This is a genomic window from Delftia sp. DS1230 (genome assembly GCF_040112715.1).
In the GTDB taxonomy this organism is placed as follows: Bacteria; Pseudomonadota; Gammaproteobacteria; order Burkholderiales; family Burkholderiaceae_C; genus Comamonas; species Comamonas tsuruhatensis.
This window is the reverse complement of sequence record NZ_CP157763.1, coordinates 3,295,575-3,315,013: the sequence shown is the minus strand read 5'-3', so window position 1 is coordinate 3,315,013 and position 19,439 is coordinate 3,295,575. Positions and strand designations below refer to the sequence as shown.

Here is a 19,439-nt window from a genome sequence, read left to right as displayed (position 1 = left end):
TCATCGGAGGCCAACATGGCAACCATCACCAAAGTGCAGTCCGCCAGCAATCGCCTCGGCGCGACGCCGTGGGGCAACCTGAGCGCCCTGCATTACACCCTGGCCACCAATGCGGCCGGCGCGGCCCTGGGCGGCGACATCCTGACGCCCGCCATTCAGGGCACAAAGATCCGCCTGGGCCTGCTGCCCGCTGGCTTCAAGCTGATCGACAGCCTGGTCGTCGTTGCCGTTGGCATGACGGCATCCGTCACTGCCAAGATCGGCTTCGAGTATGCCGACGGCGTGGATGTGCCGGCCGTGCCGCAGGACGACGACTACTTCGGCGCTGGCGTGAACCTGGCCGCCACGGCGCGTCTGCGCAACGCCACCGCCAATCCGGTCATCACGCTGCCCAAGGATGCGTACCTGATCCTGACCGTGGGCGGCGCGGACAACGCCAAGGCCAGCGCGCTGGACTTGGTGGTGCTGGGCGTCCCCGAAGGCGTGGCCTGATCGAAGCCGCGCTCGCGGCGATGAACCATGCAGCAAGCCGGCCTGTCCGGCTTGTTTCACATGAACGGAGCGAATCATGAAATTCGACAAGCTGGAATACACGGGCAAGAAGCCCTATCACGACCGTCTGGCGGCCACCCATTGGCAGCCTGGCGACACCAAGCTGGTGCCCGAGGCCGTCGCGCGCAAGCTGCTGCGCTTCGTGGAATTCAGCCGCGCGCCGGCAACCCAGCAGCAGGCGGACCAGCTGCAGCCGGAGGCCCAGCAGGGTCAGCAGGCGCAGCAGCCCGACACGTCGGACCAGCAGGACGATGCTGCGCTCCAGCAAGCGCACGCCGCCCAGGAGCAGGCGGACCAGTTGCAGCAGCAAGAGCGCGCGGCCACAGAGGCCATGCTGCTGACCATCGAGGGCATGGACAAGGGCGCCCTGGCCGAATACGCGGCGAAGTACGAGGTCAAGCTCGACGCGCGCAAGGGTGAGGCCAAGATGCGCGCCGAGGTGGCCAACCTGATCGAGCAGTTCGGAGCACGCTGATATGACGCTCCAGGATCTGATCAACCGCTTCCGCGCCGACTCCAAAGACTGCGTGAAGCCCTACCTTTGGGGCGAGGAACTGGTGACAGCCTGGCTGAACGAGGCCGTGGCTGAAGCGGCGGTGCGCGGCCGGCTTCTGTTGGAAGTAGAGCGCCCTCAAGTCTGCCATGTGCCGGTGAATGAAGGTCAGGCCACCTATCCGCTGCACCCCGCCCTGTACGAGATCACCTATCTCGCCTACGAGATCGACGGCGCGCGGGAACCACAGGAGTTGACGCTGGTTTCCACGGAATGGCTGGACCGCCATCAGCCAGGGTGGCGCCACAAGCGTCTTGATTGCATGCGCTGGGCTGTGCAGGGCGAACGATCCATCCGACTCGTGCCGGCCCCGCCGCGCGACGGGCGTCTGGTGTTGGAGGGCTACCGCCTTCCGCTGCGACCCATGTGCAGCTCGGGAGAGTCGCCCGAGATCCATGCCTTCAGCCATGAAAAGCTGGTGCTCTGGGCCCTGCACCGTGCTTTCTCGCAGCCAGACGCGGATGGTTTCGACCCGACGCGCGCGGCAGCAGCAGAGGCTGAGTTCACTCGGTACTTTGGGCGCCGGCCCGACTCCGACTTGCGCCGGCAAACCCGTGAGGACCAGCCTCACGTCACCGAATCCATCATTCTTTGAGGAGAGCCATCATGTTCGGCTTTCAACCAGGTCGGCGAGAAGCGCAGGCGGCAGAGCAGCCGCGACTGGGTTTCCGCCCGCGCAGCAAGGCCGCGGCTGTTGCTGAGGCCCAGAACCAGGCGCCCGACTCCATCCCCGCCATGGTGAAACCGGGTGAGTTCGTCTTGCCGCCCGATACCGTGCACGCCATGGGCGGCGCTGGCGCGCTGCAGGCCGCCGTCGATGCCACCCACACACCAGCACCCGAGCAGGCATTCGTGCCGCGCGGCTTCAAGCCCAAGGTGTTCTTCGCCAATGGTGGCCGGCCTGAGGACCAGATCCCGCTGGGCGGCTACCCGAAGGCGCCGGCCGCTGACGGATCCCATTCCAATCCCATGAACACCGAGGTCGGGCGCAATGTGTCGAATCTGGCCAATGCTGTGCCTGGTGCGCTGGGCGGCGGCGCGTCTGCCCTCGCGCGCACGGGTGGGGCAATCAGCGGCGCCATCAACTCCGGAACAAATGCCGCGCGCGGGCTTGCGGTCGGCGCCGGGATCGGGGGCGGCGCCGCCGCAGCCGCAGCACCTGCTGCCGCCTCCACGATGGCGAGCCCCGCGCGCTCCACGGCACCTGCAAGCTCAGTTGCAACGCCGCAGGCCACGCCTCCCGCCGGCAGCACCATGGGCCCGCCCAGCTCGGCCGCGCCGCAGGAAATCCAGCCCGGGATCTTCAGTCAGGGCAACAGCTTCGGCGACAGCGCACAGAGCGCGGCGCTCGGCGCCCAGCCGCGCGGCTTGCCCTCCCGGCAAAACGACCTGGCCGCCCAGAACCTGGCCGCTCAATCGACAGTCCGCGGCTTTACGCCTGGCCAGCGCACCGAGGTCGAGCAGCCCCGCCTGGGCTTCCCAGGCTTCCGTGCCCCAACCGTCGCCCACTCCGGCAACGACTGGCAGGCACGCAAAGACCTCCAGAACCTGGAAACCGGCGCGAGCAGCATCATGAACCGGCCCGAGTTCGCGGCAGCCGGCATGGCCCGCTTCCGTGGCGGTGGCGCTCAGTCCGGCCCGCCACCGGCCGTGGCCGCCTACCAGGCCGCTCTGCAGACCGACTCGGCGCTGCGCCAGGCCCAGCCAGGCCTGGATGCAGAGACCATGCGCCAGAACGCAGGACTCATGCGCGAAGACATGCAGCAATCCGGCGGCGTGCAGCGCGAGGCCATGCAGCAGGCCGGCGAAACCGGGCGCACAGGCATGCGCTTGGGCATCGAGCAGCAGCGCCTGCAGGGCGAGGCCGAAGCGCGCGGTTTCAAGACCCGGGCCCAGCGCCAGGAAGAGCAGCTGCGCAATACGCTCCTCGACCCCAATGCCACGCCCCAGCAGAAGCAGCAGGCTCAGCAGTCCATGCGCGCGATCCGTGGTGATGCAGATCCGTCACCCTGGAAGGTCACGGTCACGCCTGCGGTCAAGAATGCCGATGGTTCCACGAGCCAGGGCAGCATCATTCGGCACAACGCCGTCACGGGTGAGGTGCAGCAGGTGGATGGTGGAAACACGGCCCAGCCCTCGGCGAATCACATCGCTGCATTGCGTGCGAACCCAGGGCAAGCGGCCATGTTTGACGAAATCTACGGGAAGGGTGCAGCAGCACGCGTCATCGCAGCGCGATGACAGCCTATCTCTGCAGAAGCTCTTTGCCGTAGTTGGGGTCAGCGAACGGATTGTTTCCGCTGGGCGGGGCCTTAATGGTCCCGCGCTCCCAGTCATTGGCCTTGAACTCGCTCATCGTGCGGATCACCGTGTCGGTCGATCCCTTGGTGATCGCGCTCTCCCGAGCCTTGTCCTGCGTCACCCAGGCCCAGAAGTCCTTCCGGGCAAATAGCGCATCGGCGTCCGGGTGCGCGGCGTAGATCTTCCGGTAGTGCGTCTCCAGCTTCAGCAGGTCCGCGTCGGTCTTCACCAGCGGGTGCTGCGCGCGGATCTCGGCAGACAGCGGATACCGCTCGCACATGTCCGTCGGGCCAGCGCTCGGCGTGTACAGGCAGCCGCAGGCGCGCATGATCATCCCGGCGGCAGGTTGCCATGCCGTGTCGCGCGCCTTGTCCAGGGTGCACTGCTCTGGCGACTTCGGGCCCAAGATGCCACGACCGGAGCCGCGGCGCACTTCGAAGAACCTGTCCGGGTGCTGCTGAGCACACAGGTTCAGCGCTGCAGCATGCGCGGGCGCGTTCTTCACCCCAGGGAGCTTGTCCAGCAGGCAGGTGGCCATGTTGGCGGCCAGGGCGGGGAAAGCGGCTGATAGGCCGATGGCCAAGAGAAGGGCGTGGCGCTGGCCCCTCGTCATTGCCCGCGCTCCTGCCCTTCCAGCATTTCCTCAAGGACAGCGATCGCTCCCTGGATACGTAGGCGTGTGGATTCCAACTCGCGCAGTCGCTGCTGAAGCATGGCCACCTGCTTCGCTCCAGCCTCGTCCTCTTGCTTCAATTCCCGCAGCCGGGCTTTGATGCGTGCAGTGCTGCTTGCCTGTGTCTCGTCGGTCATCGGTGCATCCTCCTGCTCGCGAATGTAGCAGGGCCCGCGACAGGCCCTGCCGTGCTCACTCACGAGCTTCCCGCAGCATCTCCTTGAGCACATCGATGCGGCCTTCGATTCGGCGTAAGTCCCATTCCAGTTCAGGGTCCTCCGCTTCGGACGCCTGCAGCTGCGCCTCTGCAAAAGCCTTCTTCGCTCGAAGATGGTCCAGCATGTCTTCCATCGCTCTGATGTCCGGGGCGCTCATAGGTGGAACCTCCTGGCGGCAATGTACCAGTAGGCTGCCTGTATGAGGTGCGAGGCGTACCACCGTCTTGGGTTACTCAGGAGGGCTGAGTCTCACTAAATGCAAAACAGAATGAAGCGCAACAAACCTCGAGTGATGCCCATGCGCTAGGGATTGCTTGGAGGCGTCGCTGATCTTTGGTGGCTACGGTGCGCACGTCGAATCGCGCTCATTAGCATGGGAGCCTGATCCCAATCGACTCGCTGCTACTTGTGTGACCTCTATCGGTGCTGTATATTTGTACAGTATAGGTGCTTGTCAGAAGGCTGGAAAGCTGAGGCTGAACGCCCGAGCCGGCAGTCTAGAGACGTAGAGGTGAAAGTGTGATAGATGGGTTACATTCGGACACGTTGCAACTCTCTGGAACCTTCAAATGCCCTTAGCCCTCATCAATGCCGTAATTCATGGGTTTGATAAAGAAAAACATACAGAAATAGTTTCTAATGTTTTCAAAAGAGATAAAACTTTGGATGTGACTCAAGCGCCAGTTATTGCATTGGTAGAAGGTGTGGCCAAATTGCTTGGTAAAAGGGAAAACAGCCTGGCTTGGGGGCGATTTAATAATGATAATTTTAGAGGGCCATTCCCCTCTAGTTTTGATGCATGCGTTTCTTCCGAGCCAGATTTGACGGATGAGAATGTTTTTTTGGCATTGACGCATACTGCCGTTGATGTAATTGTTGAAAAGGCTACGAAATCGAGGCTGGCAACAGGGTCCAAAATTCTATTTGGATATTACAAGTATGAAAATGGAAACCAGGGTTTGCTGATTGCAATGATTAAACAAAAAGGAGGAATTCGCCTAACGGAAGATTTTGTTCCGGTAGACATAGAGCAGGTGGATATGGCCAAATTGAGTCACGCATCGGAAATTAAAATTTCAGATTACTTGTTCTCAAAGTTGGATGAAGCAAAACAGTTGGAGCAGGGGGCGGAGCTTGAGGATTTGGAGCTGATTCCATACCTTTCATTTATATCGAGCAGAGATACCGACGATGCAGCCTCCTATTTTGTCGAGGCACTTGGATGTGCTTTGTACCGATCTTCAAAGAGATCAACATCATTGGTTATAAAGGCGGCATATGATTTTTGCGTGAATAATCCGGACCTAAAGGCGAACGCTTCAAAGGTAAAGGAAGTTGTTTGCAACTACCTAAAGGAGAAGATGGAGGCGGGGGAAGAAGCGACTCTTGAGGAGGTTAAGCAAAAAGTGGAGAGAGCATTTCCGGTAGAGTTATCTCGGCATTTTGATAGTTTTGTTGACACTCTTAATGGCGGTGATTATAAAATACCATCTAGCTTTCCGGTAAGTGAAGAGTCGCTGAAAAAATATTCGAGAATCGTTCTTAAAGACGACGATGTGGAAATTAAATTTGAAAAATCTGACTTTGGAACTACGGCAAATTCTAAAATCCAGTTTAATAGAGCTGAACGATATCTGAAAATTAAGTTGTCAGATAAACAGATTGATGAGTTAGATAAGCATGTTTAAAAAAGTCGTCGATTTGTATAGAGCCGTCGGAAAGCCGCCTTTTAAGCAGGGGCAGCGGCTCAATATCGACGTTGCGGAAACGCTAGCGCTCACCGAAGCGCTGGCGGCCTACCAAGAAATTGAGGAGAGCTTTAGCCCAATTGATCCAGTTGTACGCAATGGAAGAGTTGAGTTTGAATTTAAGATTCCTGGGTCAGAGAGAGGTGCGTTTTTTGAAACCTTTGAGGAATTTGTTCAAGATACTCCGACTCTTGCTTTAGGGAAATTGAGGGGTAATTTCTACATAAGGAGTTTGGACTATTGGGACGGAGATGCTTTTGTTCCTGATCAGATATTCAAACTTAAAAAAGTCGTCGATTTTGTATTTTGTTTGCGAGCGTTTGTTTCAATATCGATTGATCGTAATCAAGCTTATGAAGGTGATAAGTTAATTTTTCTGAAGCCCTCGGATGGTAAATCTCCCCAAAAGGCGGCTATATTGAAAATTAACCTAAACGTGGACACTGTTGTTTCAGATATTCCAAGCTTTAAATTGCTTGCTGCTCTTAAGAGTCAATCCGATGGTAAAACTAAACATCAAATTGAAGAGCGTGTACTTTTAATGAATACAGCGATAGCTGAAATTATTGGTGAGTGCGACGATGATAATGTAGATTTCGATTATTTGGTAAGGAATTGGGGGCGAACTACAAAAAAATATCTACACGACCTTCATGCTTACGTTAGTTCATTTTCTTTCGATGCTGCAAGAAAAAAGATTTCTGATGGATTGTTGGAGAGCACGACTAAGTTAAATAATGCGATTGGCGAGATAGGTACCAAACTTCTTGCAGTACCCGCATCGCTCGGTGTACTTATTGTCGTGAAAGATGCTTCAACGCTATCTGGATTTATAGTGGGTATTGCAGGCGTTGTGTTTGCTAGTTTGATAATATTAAGAACAATTAGGCACTACGAGAATCAAGTTGAGAATCTTCTAAATAGTTTTGAATTTAATTTGCAGGAAGCTGCGAAGCCAAAGAAGACATTCGGCAAGGCAATAAGGGATGAAATTGAAAGAATCTCTAGATTTAAGGATATTCAAAGGAGAGAAATATCACGAACATTTAGATTCTATAAATTAATTGCCACGCTTCCCATAGCTGCTTGCATCTATTTTTGTGCTGCAGCCGTTTATCCTTGGATTAATCTTTATTTAAATTTGATTTTCCGCTGTGGACATGATGCTCTGTGGATGAAAATCATCGAAAACACCTCGTTTCTTGCTCACATGTTGGTTGGTTGAGGATGCCTGCTCGTCGCGCCGTGTGTGGAAGCCTAGTTTGAAACATCTTGGCGACGGGCCTGCGGGCTCAAGCAAGAGTCGCCCGGCTTGAGCGCGCGTGCCACGGCTAGGGTTCGTTCCTAGGCGCTCCGGCGCTGACACTGGGGCATGGCACATCTTCCCATCCTCATCCTCGCTGCTGCGCTGGTCCTGGCGCTTGTGTTGGTCTGCGTAGCCCTGTGCGCGGCGCATCGTGCGAGGGCTGCGGCGCGGCGGACTGAAGCGGGCGCGCGGCCTGCTGCCGACGATCTGGCCTACGTGCGCAACGTGCTGCTGCTCGCGCGCCGGGAGTTCGACTTCCACGGCGGATGCGTGGCCACCGACCGGCCAGAATTGCCCCTGTCGCCAGACACCAGTTGGACCGTCGATTTCGCAAGGGCTCGGGCAGCTATCGACGTCGCCATGGATTTGCTGGAGCGCGCGGCTCCCCGTACTGGTCCCGAATGTGAAGGTTGTAGTACTCGCCTGCCGAGCGCGCCGCTTTCAATCCGGTCCAAATATGTTCCGGCACCCTCGGATAGTCATAAGGCCGATCCGGGCTGCTCGTAAACCACAGGCGCAGGAGGTGGGTGTCTGGGCTGTAGGTGCCCTGCACAAGCGTGCGTGAGCCTGCGAACGAGTGCGTCTCCATCGGCTTGGCCCTCTCGGAATGGTTGTGTAGGAGCACCCATCGTAGCTCGAGAGGGCTTTCCTCCTGGGGCAAGCGCTCCCCGAGCGGGCTTCGTCGTTTCTGGGCGCTGGTGCCGCGAACTCGCACCTGTGACAATGCCCCGCATGCACGAATGCGTCTTCACCCACAACGGCGTCGAGTTCAGCGCAGACTACGAAGCCTGTGGCGACGTGCTTCTGGTCTTCTTGCCGGACGACTCTGCCAGGGAATCGCCCTTGGGAGGTCGTGACCCGCACGCTGTAGCTCTGGAGCACCTTATGTTCTACGCACAAACGCTGGAAGACGAGGCCAAGCGCTGAGTCTCCAGGTTACCCGCGCACCAGCAGCGTCAGCACGCCCAACACCACAGCCAGCGGCACGAGCGCCAAGGCGGCCAAGCCCACGGTCAAGGCCGGACTGCTGTCGTCGTCTTCGTCCCGCTCCCTGTCTCTGCTTTCCATCGTTCCTCCAGTGCACGGCCATTGGGTGATCCGGTGCACCAGTATGGGGCCGCTGCATTGGGATCATTCCTGAGCAGCCTTACACGCGCCTGAGTTGACCCCCGGCTAGGGTTCGACCCCACTCCTCCTCGCGGAGAGAGTGGGGGCATGGCACAGAACCCGTTCACCGATCCCGACTACGGCGCCGATGCGCCGAGCGCCAAGTCTCAAAGCAAGAATCCGTTCGCGGATCCTGACTATGGCAAGGAGCCGCCAAGTCGCAGCGCCACCGACTACGTCCGCGACGCGGCAGCGTGGGCAGCCAAGGGCGCCGTGGCCGTGCCAGAAGCTGTTGTCGGCCTGGCCGACATCGCTACAGGCGGGCGCGCGGGCAAACTCCTGGAGAACGAGGGAGGCGCGGTCGGATTCCGGCCCAAGCAGGCGCGCGAGGCCATCAACGAATGGCACTCTGACGCCACCAAGGAAGCCCAGCGCAAATTCCAGGAGGCCGAGGGCCTGGGCGGCAAGTTCAAGGCCGCCGTTGAAAACCCGTCCAACATCGTCGGCGCGGTCGTTGAGTCGCTGCCGGCCATGGGCGCGGGCGGCGTGGCGGCGCGCGCACTGGGTGCGGCAACGCGGCTGGGCCAGGCTGGTGCGAAGGGCGCTGCAGCAGCTGGCGCGCTGGGTGAGGGCGTGGTGGGCGCGGGTTCGGCCGCCGAGCAGATCCGCCAGGAAACCGATGGCGGGTTGCTCTCGCCGGGCCAGGCCGCGGCGGCGGTCGCCACGGGCGCGGCCACGGCGGGCTTCGGGTATGCAGGCGGGCGCATGGCACAGCGCCTGGGCATTGGTGATGCCGAGACCATGCTGGCCCAGGGCAACCAGGGTATTGCCAAGCAGTCCGCCGACGACGCGGCCACGGCAGCCACCAATCCGCTGCTGCAGCAGCGCGCGGTCAAGAGCATTCCGCGCCAGGTGATTGAAGGGGCCATCTCCGAAGGTTTCCTCGAGGAGTTGCCGCAGTCTGTGGCGGAGCAGATCTTCCAGAATCTGGCCTTGGGCAAGGACTGGTCCCAGGACGTGGATACGGCTGTGGTGCTGGGCACGCTGTCTGGCGCGGCCATGGGCGGCGGCGCGGCGGGGTATCGGGCGGCGCGCGAGCCGCGCGTGCCTGCAGGCCAGCCGGGCGATGCTGCTGCCCAGCCCCCGGACGCTGGCGCAGAGCCTGCGGGCCTGCCGGATGTTGCAACCTACGGCGCCGCCATCGACCAGATGGTGCGGCCAGAGAGCCAGCAGCAGTACCGGGATGCTCTGGCGCGGGCCCAGGACGAGTCCCTGACCCCCGAAGACCGGAAGGCCGCGGCGGATTCATTGCATCAGGCGTTCAACCCGGATCTGTTCCAGCAGGTCGGCGAGAACCAGGCCGATGGAGAAGTGCCGTCTGGCCTGTCGACGGTGCGCGATGAATTCGTGCGGCAGCTGGCCGCTCAGCAAGAGCCGGTCATCGACGAGGCCCGGCTGCGCGAGCAGGGCATCACGCCCGCCCCGCAACTGGATACCACGCGCATTGATGCTGCCATTGGCGCGCAGCGTCCTTCCGAGGAAATGGGCTTGGATCCTGCTGCTGGCTCGCTGTCCGCAGCTGCTGCCCTGGCCGTGGACTCCGGCGCGGCTGCGCAGGCCCAGCAGGCCAGTGCCATGGCCCAGGCCGCAGAGGAAGCCGCACGCGCGCCAGCCAAGAAGAAGGCAACCGAGCACCAGGTCACTGCAGACCCTGCCACAGGCGAGATTCAGGGCGGGGCCATGGCCACCTGGACAGATGAAGACCTGTCCAACGCATTCCGCTCTGCCCAGGCCAAGAACGTGCGCCTGCAGCTGGCGCGCGAGCTGTCGCGCCGCCGCGCCGAGCGTGACCAGCAGACCCCGGCCACCGCGCCGGCCGCATCCGCAAATCCATCCACCCAGCAAGGAAGCATCGATGGCACACAAGCCGATCAAGCCCAGCCGCCGCGCGCGGAATCTTCGCCGGCAGCAGGAGCGCAGGGAGCGCCGGTTGCAGGTCCTGGCCCTGCGCAGGAGCTGACCAATGGCACCACCTCGTCTCAGCACGATGGCGCGCAAGCAGGTGCAGCGCCAGGCCCGCAGGCTCAAGCGCCAGTCCAAACAGCAGCCCAGCGCATCGATGCCGGCCGCGCGGCCTGGGCCAGCATGCCCACCGCAGAGCGCAAGGCCCTGGCCAAGCGTGTGGGCGGTGTAAACGCTGCCATCAAAGGAAGTCTCCACGGCGCGCGCTGGGAGAACCTGAATGCGGAGTTGCAGCTCCGTCTTGCTGACGCCATGCAACCGCAAGGAGCAACCAATGATTCAACCGCACCTGCAGTACGGCTGGCAGATGAACGCCCGCCAGGCCCTGCGGCTGCTGCGGAGGCTGGGGGCGGTGAGCCGACAGGACGCGCGCCAGATGCGCAGTCTGCTGGGCCGCGAGGTGGCGTTGCCGGACAGCCTGCTGCCGGCATGCAACCTGCTGTACCTGGCCGAAGTGGCGCCAGCGAACAGGCTGCCGCTGTAGCGTCTGCTGATGCACCAGCGCCTACGGCGGGCCAGCAGCAGGCCGTGGCCATCGCTCAACAGGGCAACGAGGCGCGGCGCGCTCAGCTGCTGGCCGCCAGCGAGCGCTGGACCAGCATGCCGGTGGCCGAGCGCCAGGCTGTGGCGAAGGCCGCCAAGGGGCTGAATGCTCCGGCGCGCGCAGGTGCCCACACGCGCGCCTGGGCTGATCTGGCGCCCAAGGTGCGCGAGAAGCTGGCCGCCGCCATGCCCGATGCTGCTGCAGCACCTGCAGCACCTGCAGCACCTGCAGCACCTGCAGCACCTGCAGCACCTGCAGCACCTGCAGCACCTGCATCCGTGGAAGCAGCCGCGCGGGAGGCGGCCACCAGCCAGGCCAACGACCTGCCCGAGCCGACCGATGCCCAGAAGGAGGCGGGCAACTACAAGAAGGGCCACGTCCGCCTGAACGGCCTGGACATCAGCATCGAGAACCCCGCCGGCAGCCGCCGCCGTCCAGAATGGCCGCCCCTGAAGAACCACTACGGCTACTTCAAGGGTTCTGTGGGCGCGGACAAGGACCATGTGGACGTGTTCATGACCGAGCGCGCGAGCGACCCGGACCTGCCGGTGTTCGTGGTGGACCAGGTGAACCGTGATGGCTCGTTCGATGAGCACAAGGTGGTGCTGGGCGCGGCGGACGAGGCCGATGCACGGGCTGCCTACCTTGGCAACTATGAGAAGGGGTGGACGGGCCTCGGAGCCATCACGCAGATGACACAGGACGAGTTCAGGGCCTGGGTGCGGGATCCTGCGAAAACGAAGAAGCCCGTCGGCACGCTTCGCGGCGCAGCGCCCGCGCCGGCCCCCAAGAAGCCTCGCGGCATCCTGGCCAAGAAGGCTGCAGCCGAGGAAGCAGCCCGCGCTGCCTATTACACCCCGGGCAACATCTTGAAGAGCTATGGCGGCGGGTTCGATCGCGTCGTTTCTTACGCACCCGCCAATGTTGAGGGGGTCTGGAGCGTGACCGTTCGCGAGGTGGAGAAGCAGGGATCTGGCTGGGAAGATGTGCCGGGCGTGCGCGAGCGCACCCATGCCACGCCGCCCAGCGCGCGCGAATTGAAGGCGGGGCCGGTGGAGCGCACCGAGGAACTGCCATTCCGTCGTGGCGAGGCCGAAGGTCAGGGCCTGACCGATGACCAGATGGCCAACCTGCTGCGCATCATGCGGCCTGAGCCGGCGGCGTTTTCCGATGCGGCGCGGGCCCAGGCCGTGGGCCAGGTGCGCGAGACGGTAGATGCCATCCGCAAGAGCTGGAGCAACGGCCCCGAGGTGGTGGTGGCCTTCGACATGTCCGACCCGGCTGTGCCGGAGGCGGCGCGGCGCGCGGATTTGCGCCAGCGCAGCGGCGGGGCCTCCGGTGCGCCCGAGGGCTTCTACTGGCGCGGCAAGGCCTACCTGCTGGCCAGCAAGCTGAACACGCCCGCCGACGCGGCACGCGTGCTACACCACGAGGTGCTGGGCCATCATGGCCTGCGCGGCATGTTCGGCCCGGAGCTGAACAAGATCCTCAACCAAGTGGCCGCCATGCGCCAAGCTGAGGTAGCGGCCAAGATCAAGGAATATGGCCTGCGTGGCGTCACGGACCTGAGCCGGCGACATGCGGCCGAGGAAGTGCTGGCCGAGATGGCCGAGAAGACGCCGCAGTTGCATTTCGTGCAGCGTGCCGTGGCGGCCATCCGCAACTGGCTGCGGGCGAATGTGCCCGGGTTCGGGCGCTTGAAGCTGTCGGATGCCGACATCATCCAGGCGTACATCCTGCCGGCCCGTGGGTTCGTGGAGCGCGGGCAGCGTGCCCTGCTGGATCGGGTTGAACCGACATTCAGCCGCTCCGATGCAGCAGCCGCCACCCCGGATGCCATCATCGGTAGCACGCTGGGCAGTGCGTCGAAGCACCCGGACTACGCGGCAGCCAAGGCGGGGGACATCGAGGCTGCGGTGCGCGTGGCGCAAAGCCTGGTAACCCCCGAACTGGTGGCCCAGGTGAAGGCGGCCATCGGCAATGCCAGGCCTCGTGTGGTGCCGGTGGTTGCCGAGGAGGCCGCAGGGCGCAACAAGATCCCGTTGGCCGCCGCAGAGGTGCTTGCTAGCCGGCTGGGCCTGGAGGTGGAGACGGGCATCGTGCAGGCCAACCGCGCGCACCGGACTGGCCTGGATGGGCTGGATCGGATCTTCGCGCCGGTCGATTTCGCCGGCACCACCACGGCAGGCCAGTACCTGCTGGTGGATGACACCCTGACCCAGGGCGGCACGTTTGCGGCCCTGGCCAGCCACGTTCGTGAGGGCGGCGGCGAAGTCGTGGGCGTGGTCGCGTTGACCGGCAAGCAGTACAGTGCAAAAATCCAGCCCTCTCCCGAAACTCTGACCTCCCTCCGGAAAAAACATGGCGACCTCGAAGACCAATTCCGTGCCGCAACCGGCTACGGCTTCGACGCGCTTACCGAGTCTGAGGCCCGATACCTCGCGCACTACGAACCGGCTCAGCGACTCCGAGATCGAATCACTGAGGAAGGACGCAGCGGAAGCCAGCGCGAAGATGAAGGAAATCCTCGCCAGGCAGACGCCGACGACCTGAGCTTCAGCCGCTCGCGGCTTTCGGAGATCAAGGACAGCGCTCTGGACCAGCTCCAGAAGACGATGTCCCACCCGGGCAAGGTCTCTGTCTGGGACAAGACCATCGGCACCATGCGCCACCTGGCCGAGCGTGCGCCAGCCTTCAAGCCCGTCTACGAGACCGCCCAGCGCAACATCGATGACGTGTCCATGCTTGCCAACGATGCGGCCGACCGGGCGCCGCGCCTGCTGCCGCGCGTGGACACCATCGGCGACCTGGTGGGCAAGAATCGTAAAACCCCTGTCTCGGCGGCCGACAACAAGGCTGTGGCGAAGCCTCTCTTCGAGGGCACGCTGCTGTGGGGTCGGGACGTGGACGGCAAGGCCGTGCTGGTGGACGAGCTGACCAAGAAGTACGGCAACCTGCCCGCCGACGACAAGGCACAGCTGCTGCTGCGCGCTGGCCGGTTGGACGACCGCATGCTGCGCGCCTGGCGCGGTCTGCCGCTGGCCCAGTACGAAGCGCTGGTGAATTCGCGCTTCGAAAGCAAGATGCTCAAGGCCGGCGCGGTCTGGACGGATGCCGAGCTGCAGACGATGTTCGGCGCCACGCCCAACCAGATTGCCCTGTACCGCGAAGCCCGCGCGGCCATTGACCGCTCCATCGACATGACTGCCCGCGCGGACATGATGCGCGCGCTGGGCGACGAGTACGCCGGCCTGCGCGACATGGTGCTGGACGCACCCAAGCTGGCCGATGCCCTGGAGCTGCTGACCACCACGCTGCAGGAGGATGCCAAGGCCAAGCCCGACCTGGCCGAACGGCTGCTGCAGCTGAACAACATGGTGGTGGACCGGGCCGCCACGGCCAAGGATCTGCAGGACGCCGGATATGCGCCGCTGTCGCGCTTCGGCCGGTACACGCTGGACGTGGTGGACCAGGAGGGCAACCGCCAGTACTTCGGCATGTACGAGACCATGAAGGACGCCAACCTGGCCAAGATCCAGATGGCCCAGGCCTTCCCCGGCGCGGTGATCACCCAGGGCACCATGAGCCAGCAGTCCTTCAAGCTGTTCGCGGGCATCACTCCCGAGACACTGGAGATCTTCAAGGACATGGTCGTGGGCAAGGAAGTCGACGCGGCCACGCGCAAGGTGTTCGATGAATACCTGAAGCTGACCAAGAACAACCACAGCGCCTTGAAGCGCCTGATCCAGCGCAAGGGCATCGAGGGCTACAGCCAGGACGTGGGCCGCGTGGTGGCCAACTTCATCTACAGCAATGCGCGCCAGGGCGCGGCAGGCCTGAATGCCGGCACCATGGATCGCGCGATCAACGACATCCCGAAGGAGCAGGGCGAGCTGAAGGACCTGGCCATGGGCCTGCGCAGCTATATCCGCGATCCCCAGGAAGAGGGTCAGGCCGTGCGCGGCATGCTGTTCGCGCAGTACCTGGGCGGCTCGCTTGCCTCTGCCGTGGTCAACATGACCCAGCCCTTTGCGGTGACGCTACCCTGGCTCAGCCAGTTCGGCGGCATTCGTGCGGCCAGCGGTCAGATGGCGCGGGCCTTGAAGGACATGGGCACGCGCGGCATGAAATACGAACCTGACCTGGCTCACGCGCTGAAGTCCGCCGAAGATGACGGCGTGGTCTCGCCTCAGGAAGTGCACCAGCTCATGGCCCAGGCGCGCGGCGCGGGCGGCCTGCGCTCGGGCGACGGCACCAGGGCGGGCGATGCGCGCGCCGCGGCGTCCAACGCCTGGGAGCGCGCCAAGGTGGCGTGGGGCCAGCCCTTCGCCCTGGCCGAGCAGTTCAACCGGCGCTCCACCTTCATCGCGGCCTTCCGAATCGCCAAGGCACAGGGTATGGGTGACCCGGGCGCCTTCGCGCGCAAGGCCGTGCTGGAGACCCAGTTCGTCTACTCCAAGGCCGCGAAACCTGTTTGGGCACGCGGCGCCGTGGGCGGAACCCTCTTCACCTTCAAGACCTATTCCGTCAGCTACCTGGAGCTGATGCAGCGGATGTGGAAGCAGGGAGGGCCAGAGGGCAAGCGCGCGGTGGGCTGGGCCCTAGCCATGCTGCTGCTGATGGGCGGCGCCGGCGGCGTTCCCTTCATGGAGGACGCCGAGGACTTGATCGACGGCGTGGGCCAGATGATGGGCTACAACCTCAGTTCCAAGCAGTGGCGCAAGGAGGCCCTCGCCGGCATCGTGGGCAAGGAGCTGGCCGAGTTCCTGGAGCAGGGTGTCTCTGGCCTGCCAGGTGCGCCCATCGATGTTTCCGGGCGCCTGGGCATGGGCAACCTGCTGCCCGGCACCGGCCTGCTGTTGACCAAGCAGAGCCGCGAGCGGGATCTGCTGGAGGTGGCCGGCCCCGCCGGTGATCTGGTGATGCGCGGGTTCACTGCTGGGCGCAAGGTGCTGACGGGCGACGTTGCTGGCGCGGCGTTGGAGGTCTCGCCCACGGCCGTGCGCAATGCGTTCAAGGGCGCGGACATGGCCGCCAGCGGCATGTACAAGGACACCAAGGGTTACAAGGTGATCGACACCACGCTGTCCGAGGCGATTGCCAAGGCCGCCGGCTTCCAGCCCAAGAGCGTGGCCGAGATCCAGGAGGCCAACAGCTTCATGCAGCGGTCCAAGAGTTTCTACAGCCAGACCAGCAGCGAGATCAAGGCGCAGTGGGCGGATGCGCTGTTCCGCAAGGACGAGGGCGCCTTGGCGCGCGTGCGCGAACGGCTGGCCGATTGGAACAAGAACAATCCGGAGCAGCCCATCGTCGTGAAGATGCCGGACATCTGGAAGAAGGTCCGCGAGATGGGCAAGGACCGGACGGACCGCATTGCGGACAACTCGCCCAAGGCGCTGCGTCAGCAGATGCGGGAGATGGCTGCGGAGGCACGGTAATGCCCTGCGTGCATTGGCGCAGTACCTGATAGGTGAAGCATATGGCGCCGAGCCCTACGATATTCAGTTGATAGTGAATTAAACATAGGGCAAAGCGCCTTTTATTTTAACCGCCGTAGTCTTTACGCAGTCGGAACACTCCCCCACCATCGAAATATCCGCAACGTCCTTGTACCGGCTGAGTCCCGTCGTAGGCCGGCCATCCATTTGAATCGATCCAGCTCCAACCGTCCATTCCATAACTGGAGCAAACATATACTTCCGCGCCCTTTGGTAGATTGCGAGTATCTCTTATGTGGAATATGGTATTAGATGTATATCCGGGGCAACTGCCAAAAGAGGTTCGATAAACGGCCATTCCTCGGGGTAGGCTGAGATGGCAACTCGTTGAAAGGGCGCCTCCGTCATACACTTGAAACTCGCGCCAAGCCACCCAGGACGGGCTTGCCGTGGTTTGAAGAATGATTGTTCTGACAGGAATTTCCTTGGTATTTTTGTATTCGATCCACTTGTTGTCTTCTGTGACTCCGCCGATTTCGCCAAAGTCGAACCACTGCCCAGCGTTATTTCTCCCCCAGACATGATGGACCGTTTGACCCGCTGGGTTTTGCATCGGTAGCATGCGCAGTATCGAGAACATCCGTTCTGAACCAAGGTCAATGTCTATCCACTGTGTAGGCCCACCACCGGCATTCCATGCGGTGTACGGGTTGTTGTCAGCTGCCTTGGTCATATCGGCTACGTTACCCGACGCATTTGTGATAGTTATGGGCAGCAAAACGCCATGGCTTTGTGCAGAGGCACCGGCCACAAACATTGCAGCAGCGGCTCCAATTGAGGCGGCCACCATCTTGAATGATTTCATATGCAACTACTCCTCCAGTTTGTTAAGTCATGCATGCTAATAGAGTTTTGTTTGTGAATTTTTGGAATCCCCCCTATTAGGTGGGGAATTAATTGCGATGTTCTATTGGTTATTGAGCAAACTATTACTTTGCTAACTATTTGAGTAATGGGATGTAATTGGTCGCACACTTTCGCGGAGTGCGTGCCCCGGCTAGGGTTCGACCACAGAGCCGAGCACCGGAACACTGCAGGTATTGCATCAGCCAACACCTGCAGGAGCTTCCAATGTCGAACACCAGCTATCCGAAGGGCATGGAGAAGCTTCTCTCCGGCTCCATCAATGCCTCCACTGACACCTTGAAGGCCGCGCTGCTGCCCAGCGGCTACGCCTTCAGCGTGTCGCATGAGTTCGTGAGCCAGCTCGGCTCGATCATCGGCACGGCCCAGCCCCTGCTCAACAAGACGATCACCGGCGGCGTGCTGGACGCGGACGATCTGGACTTCGGCGCACTGGCGCCAGGTTCGACCATCGGCTCGGTCGTGATCTTCAAGGACACGGGCAACACTTCCACGTCGCCGGTGCTGTTCTTCCTGGACACCGTGACAGGCCTGCCCATGTCCACCAACGGCGGCGCCGTGACCATCCCCTGGGACAACAACATCAAGAAGATCGCACGGCTCAATCTGCCGGTCTACCCGAAGGGCGCGGAGAAGATGTGGGCGGGCTCCATCAACTTCTCTGCAGACGACATCAAGGTGGCGCTGTTGCCCAGCTCCTACGTCTACGACGCTGCCCACGAGTTCCTACCGGACGTGGGTGCCGTGATCGGCACGGCCCAAGCGCTCGCCAGCAGGACCGTGACGGGCGGCGTGTTCGATGCGGCCGATGTCAATTTCGGGGCGCTGGCCAGCGGCTCGACCATTGGCAGCGTGGTGCTCTACAAGGACACGGGCACGGCGGCCACGTCGCCGCTGATCGCGTGTGTGACGGATGTGCTGGGCCTGCCGCTGGCCACCAATGGCGGCGGCCTGGTGGTGCAGTGGTCCAACGGCGCCGCGCGCATCTTCTCGCTGGTGCCGGCGTAAGGAGGCAGGGCCATGGACCTGTTTTCCAACAACGCCGAGACCGTGCTGGCCTCGGCCTTGACCAACGACAGCGGTGATCCGGGGTACGGCACGATCGTGACCACGGGCGCGGGCCTGGACGGCTTTGCCAACCCCAGCGGGACGCGCTCCCTGCGCGCGACCATCACGGACGCCACCATGCCCGGACAGTGGGAGGTGGTGCGGATCCGCCAGATCGACGGCGTGAATCTTGTGGTAGATCGCGGGATCGAGTTGCCATGGGATGCCGGCGGCCCCATGGCTTGGCCTGCTGGTGCCAAGGTCAGCGTGCGGCTCACGGCGGGCATGCTGGAGTCCTTCATGCAGATGCAAGAGTCGGGCTTCTTCGGCCAGGTCCTGAGCGGCGCTGACCGGTTCGCGGCGCTCGGCTATCCCGCTCTCAAGAGCGCGTGGCCGCAATTGCTGGCAAACCCCACGTCCGACTGGCATCGCGCGGGCAACGGCCTGCCCATCGTGGGCGGCTCAATGTTCGTGGACCTGGGCACGCCGCCGGCTTGGGCTGCGGGCAACTTCGCCCACGGGGACGTGGTGGTGCCGGGCACACCCGATGGCTGCCAGTACTGGGCCTGCACCAACCAAGCGAACGCCGTGTATGCGGATGCGGTGCCGGACTTCCAGGGCATGGGCACGCATGTGCCGCTGGACCCCACCTATCCGTCGTTGGGCTACTGGGTGCCAGTGCAGATGCCGGTGGACCTGCTGGTGCGGCTGGAGGGCGTGCGCACCGTGGTCGAGGAGGTCGGGTTCATCGCCAGTGTGGTGACGGCCAGCACGCCGCCAACGGTCTCCATTGGCTCGGACCTCGGGTTTTCCGATGCGCGGCCAACGCGCTTTGCCAATGCGGTCTCGCTGTCGCAGATCACGGCCGGCGGCGAGTCCCACCGCATCCCCATCGCTGTCGGCGGGCAGTTGTCGGATTCCCTGACCTTCCGAGTCGACACGCCTGCTGCTGGTGGCCGGTTCTCGGGCCGGTTCTACTGGCGCGGGTTCTACGTCGAGGGCTGAT

16 protein-coding genes are annotated in these 19,439 nt (G+C 62.4%); 11 read left to right on the top strand and 5 right to left on the bottom strand.

What is annotated here, in order from left to right; genetic code table 11:
- Window positions 1-15: 15 nt before the first annotated feature.
- From AAN986_RS14875 to AAN986_RS14860, 4 genes are all read left to right on the top strand, one after another.
- On the top strand, window positions 16-492 hold the full coding sequence (locus AAN986_RS14875) for a hypothetical protein (RefSeq protein WP_272206819.1): 477 nt from the start codon (window positions 16-18) through the stop codon (window positions 490-492).
- Window positions 493-568: 76 nt separating this feature from the next.
- Window positions 569-1,027: a hypothetical protein gene (locus AAN986_RS14870; RefSeq protein ID WP_349335317.1), complete on the top strand. Its 459-nt coding sequence runs from the start codon at window positions 569-571 to the stop codon at window positions 1,025-1,027.
- 1 nt (window position 1,028) lies between these two features.
- Complete coding sequence (locus tag AAN986_RS14865) at window positions 1,029-1,700, top strand: hypothetical protein (RefSeq protein ID WP_349335316.1); 672 nt, start codon at window positions 1,029-1,031, stop codon at window positions 1,698-1,700.
- An 11-nt stretch (window positions 1,701-1,711) separates the two neighbouring features.
- The gene (locus AAN986_RS14860) at window positions 1,712-3,346 is read left to right on the top strand and encodes a hypothetical protein (protein WP_349335315.1); all 1,635 of its coding nucleotides are present in this window, start codon (window positions 1,712-1,714) and stop codon (window positions 3,344-3,346) included.
- A gap of 4 nt (window positions 3,347-3,350) precedes the next feature.
- Here the strand turns inward: AAN986_RS14860 and AAN986_RS14855 are convergent, their stop codons facing one another.
- From AAN986_RS14855 to AAN986_RS14845, 3 genes are read right to left on the bottom strand one after another with little or no spacing between them, the layout of a single operon-like run.
- Complete coding sequence (locus tag AAN986_RS14855) at window positions 3,351-4,019, bottom strand: hypothetical protein (RefSeq protein ID WP_349335314.1); 669 nt, start codon at window positions 4,017-4,019, stop codon at window positions 3,351-3,353.
- Window positions 4,016-4,216: a hypothetical protein gene (locus AAN986_RS14850; protein WP_349335313.1), complete on the bottom strand. Its 201-nt coding sequence runs from the start codon at window positions 4,214-4,216 to the stop codon at window positions 4,016-4,018. The genes AAN986_RS14855 and AAN986_RS14850 overlap by 4 nt, the downstream gene beginning before the upstream one ends.
- Before the next feature lie 55 nt (window positions 4,217-4,271).
- Window positions 4,272-4,454, bottom strand: coding sequence for a hypothetical protein (locus AAN986_RS14845; RefSeq protein ID WP_047218050.1), 183 nt, complete (start codon window positions 4,452-4,454; stop codon window positions 4,272-4,274).
- Window positions 4,455-4,866: 412 nt separating this feature from the next.
- Here AAN986_RS14845 and AAN986_RS14840 point away from each other — a divergent pair, with 412 nt between their 5' ends.
- The 4 genes from AAN986_RS14840 to AAN986_RS14825 all read left to right on the top strand — a co-directional run bounded on the left by AAN986_RS14840 (window position 4,867) and on the right by AAN986_RS14825 (window position 8,278).
- Window positions 4,867-5,985, top strand: coding sequence for a nucleoid-associated protein (locus AAN986_RS14840; RefSeq protein ID WP_349335312.1), 1,119 nt, complete (start codon window positions 4,867-4,869; stop codon window positions 5,983-5,985).
- The gene (locus AAN986_RS14835; RefSeq protein ID WP_349335311.1) at window positions 5,978-7,270 is read left to right on the top strand and encodes a hypothetical protein; all 1,293 of its coding nucleotides are present in this window, start codon (window positions 5,978-5,980) and stop codon (window positions 7,268-7,270) included. The genes AAN986_RS14840 and AAN986_RS14835 overlap by 8 nt, the downstream gene beginning before the upstream one ends.
- Window positions 7,271-7,417: 147 nt before the next feature.
- Window positions 7,418-7,858 carry a hypothetical protein gene (locus AAN986_RS14830; RefSeq protein ID WP_349335310.1) on the top strand — a complete coding sequence of 147 codons (441 nt, stop codon included), beginning with the start codon at window positions 7,418-7,420 and terminating at the stop codon, window positions 7,856-7,858.
- Window positions 7,859-8,083: 225 nt separating this feature from the next.
- Entirely contained in the window at window positions 8,084-8,278 is a 195-nt protein-coding gene (locus AAN986_RS14825) for a hypothetical protein (RefSeq protein WP_349335309.1), read from the top strand.
- Window positions 8,279-8,287: 9 nt separating this feature from the next.
- Here the strand turns inward: AAN986_RS14825 and AAN986_RS14820 are convergent, their stop codons facing one another.
- Window positions 8,288-8,419, bottom strand: a complete 132-nt coding sequence (locus AAN986_RS14820) for a hypothetical protein (RefSeq protein ID WP_349335308.1) — start codon at window positions 8,417-8,419, stop codon at window positions 8,288-8,290.
- 147 nt (window positions 8,420-8,566) lie between these two features.
- On the opposite strand from AAN986_RS14820, the gene AAN986_RS14815 reads away from it, so the two are divergent.
- The gene (locus AAN986_RS14815) at window positions 8,567-16,462 is read left to right on the top strand and encodes a PLxRFG domain-containing protein (RefSeq protein ID WP_349335307.1); all 7,896 of its coding nucleotides are present in this window, start codon (window positions 8,567-8,569) and stop codon (window positions 16,460-16,462) included.
- Between the two features lie 106 nt (window positions 16,463-16,568).
- On the opposite strand, the gene AAN986_RS14810 is transcribed toward AAN986_RS14815, so the two are convergent.
- Window positions 16,569-17,327: a discoidin domain-containing protein gene (locus AAN986_RS14810; RefSeq protein WP_349335306.1), complete on the bottom strand. Its 759-nt coding sequence runs from the start codon at window positions 17,325-17,327 to the stop codon at window positions 16,569-16,571.
- A 266-nt stretch (window positions 17,328-17,593) separates the two neighbouring features.
- Between AAN986_RS14810 and AAN986_RS14805 the strand changes: the two genes are divergently transcribed.
- On the top strand, window positions 17,594-18,394 hold the full coding sequence (locus AAN986_RS14805) for a hypothetical protein (protein WP_349335305.1): 801 nt from the start codon (window positions 17,594-17,596) through the stop codon (window positions 18,392-18,394).
- Window positions 18,395-18,406: 12 nt separating this feature from the next.
- The gene (locus AAN986_RS14800) at window positions 18,407-19,438 is read left to right on the top strand and encodes a hypothetical protein (RefSeq protein WP_349335304.1); all 1,032 of its coding nucleotides are present in this window, start codon (window positions 18,407-18,409) and stop codon (window positions 19,436-19,438) included.
- Window position 19,439 lies beyond the last annotated feature (1 nt).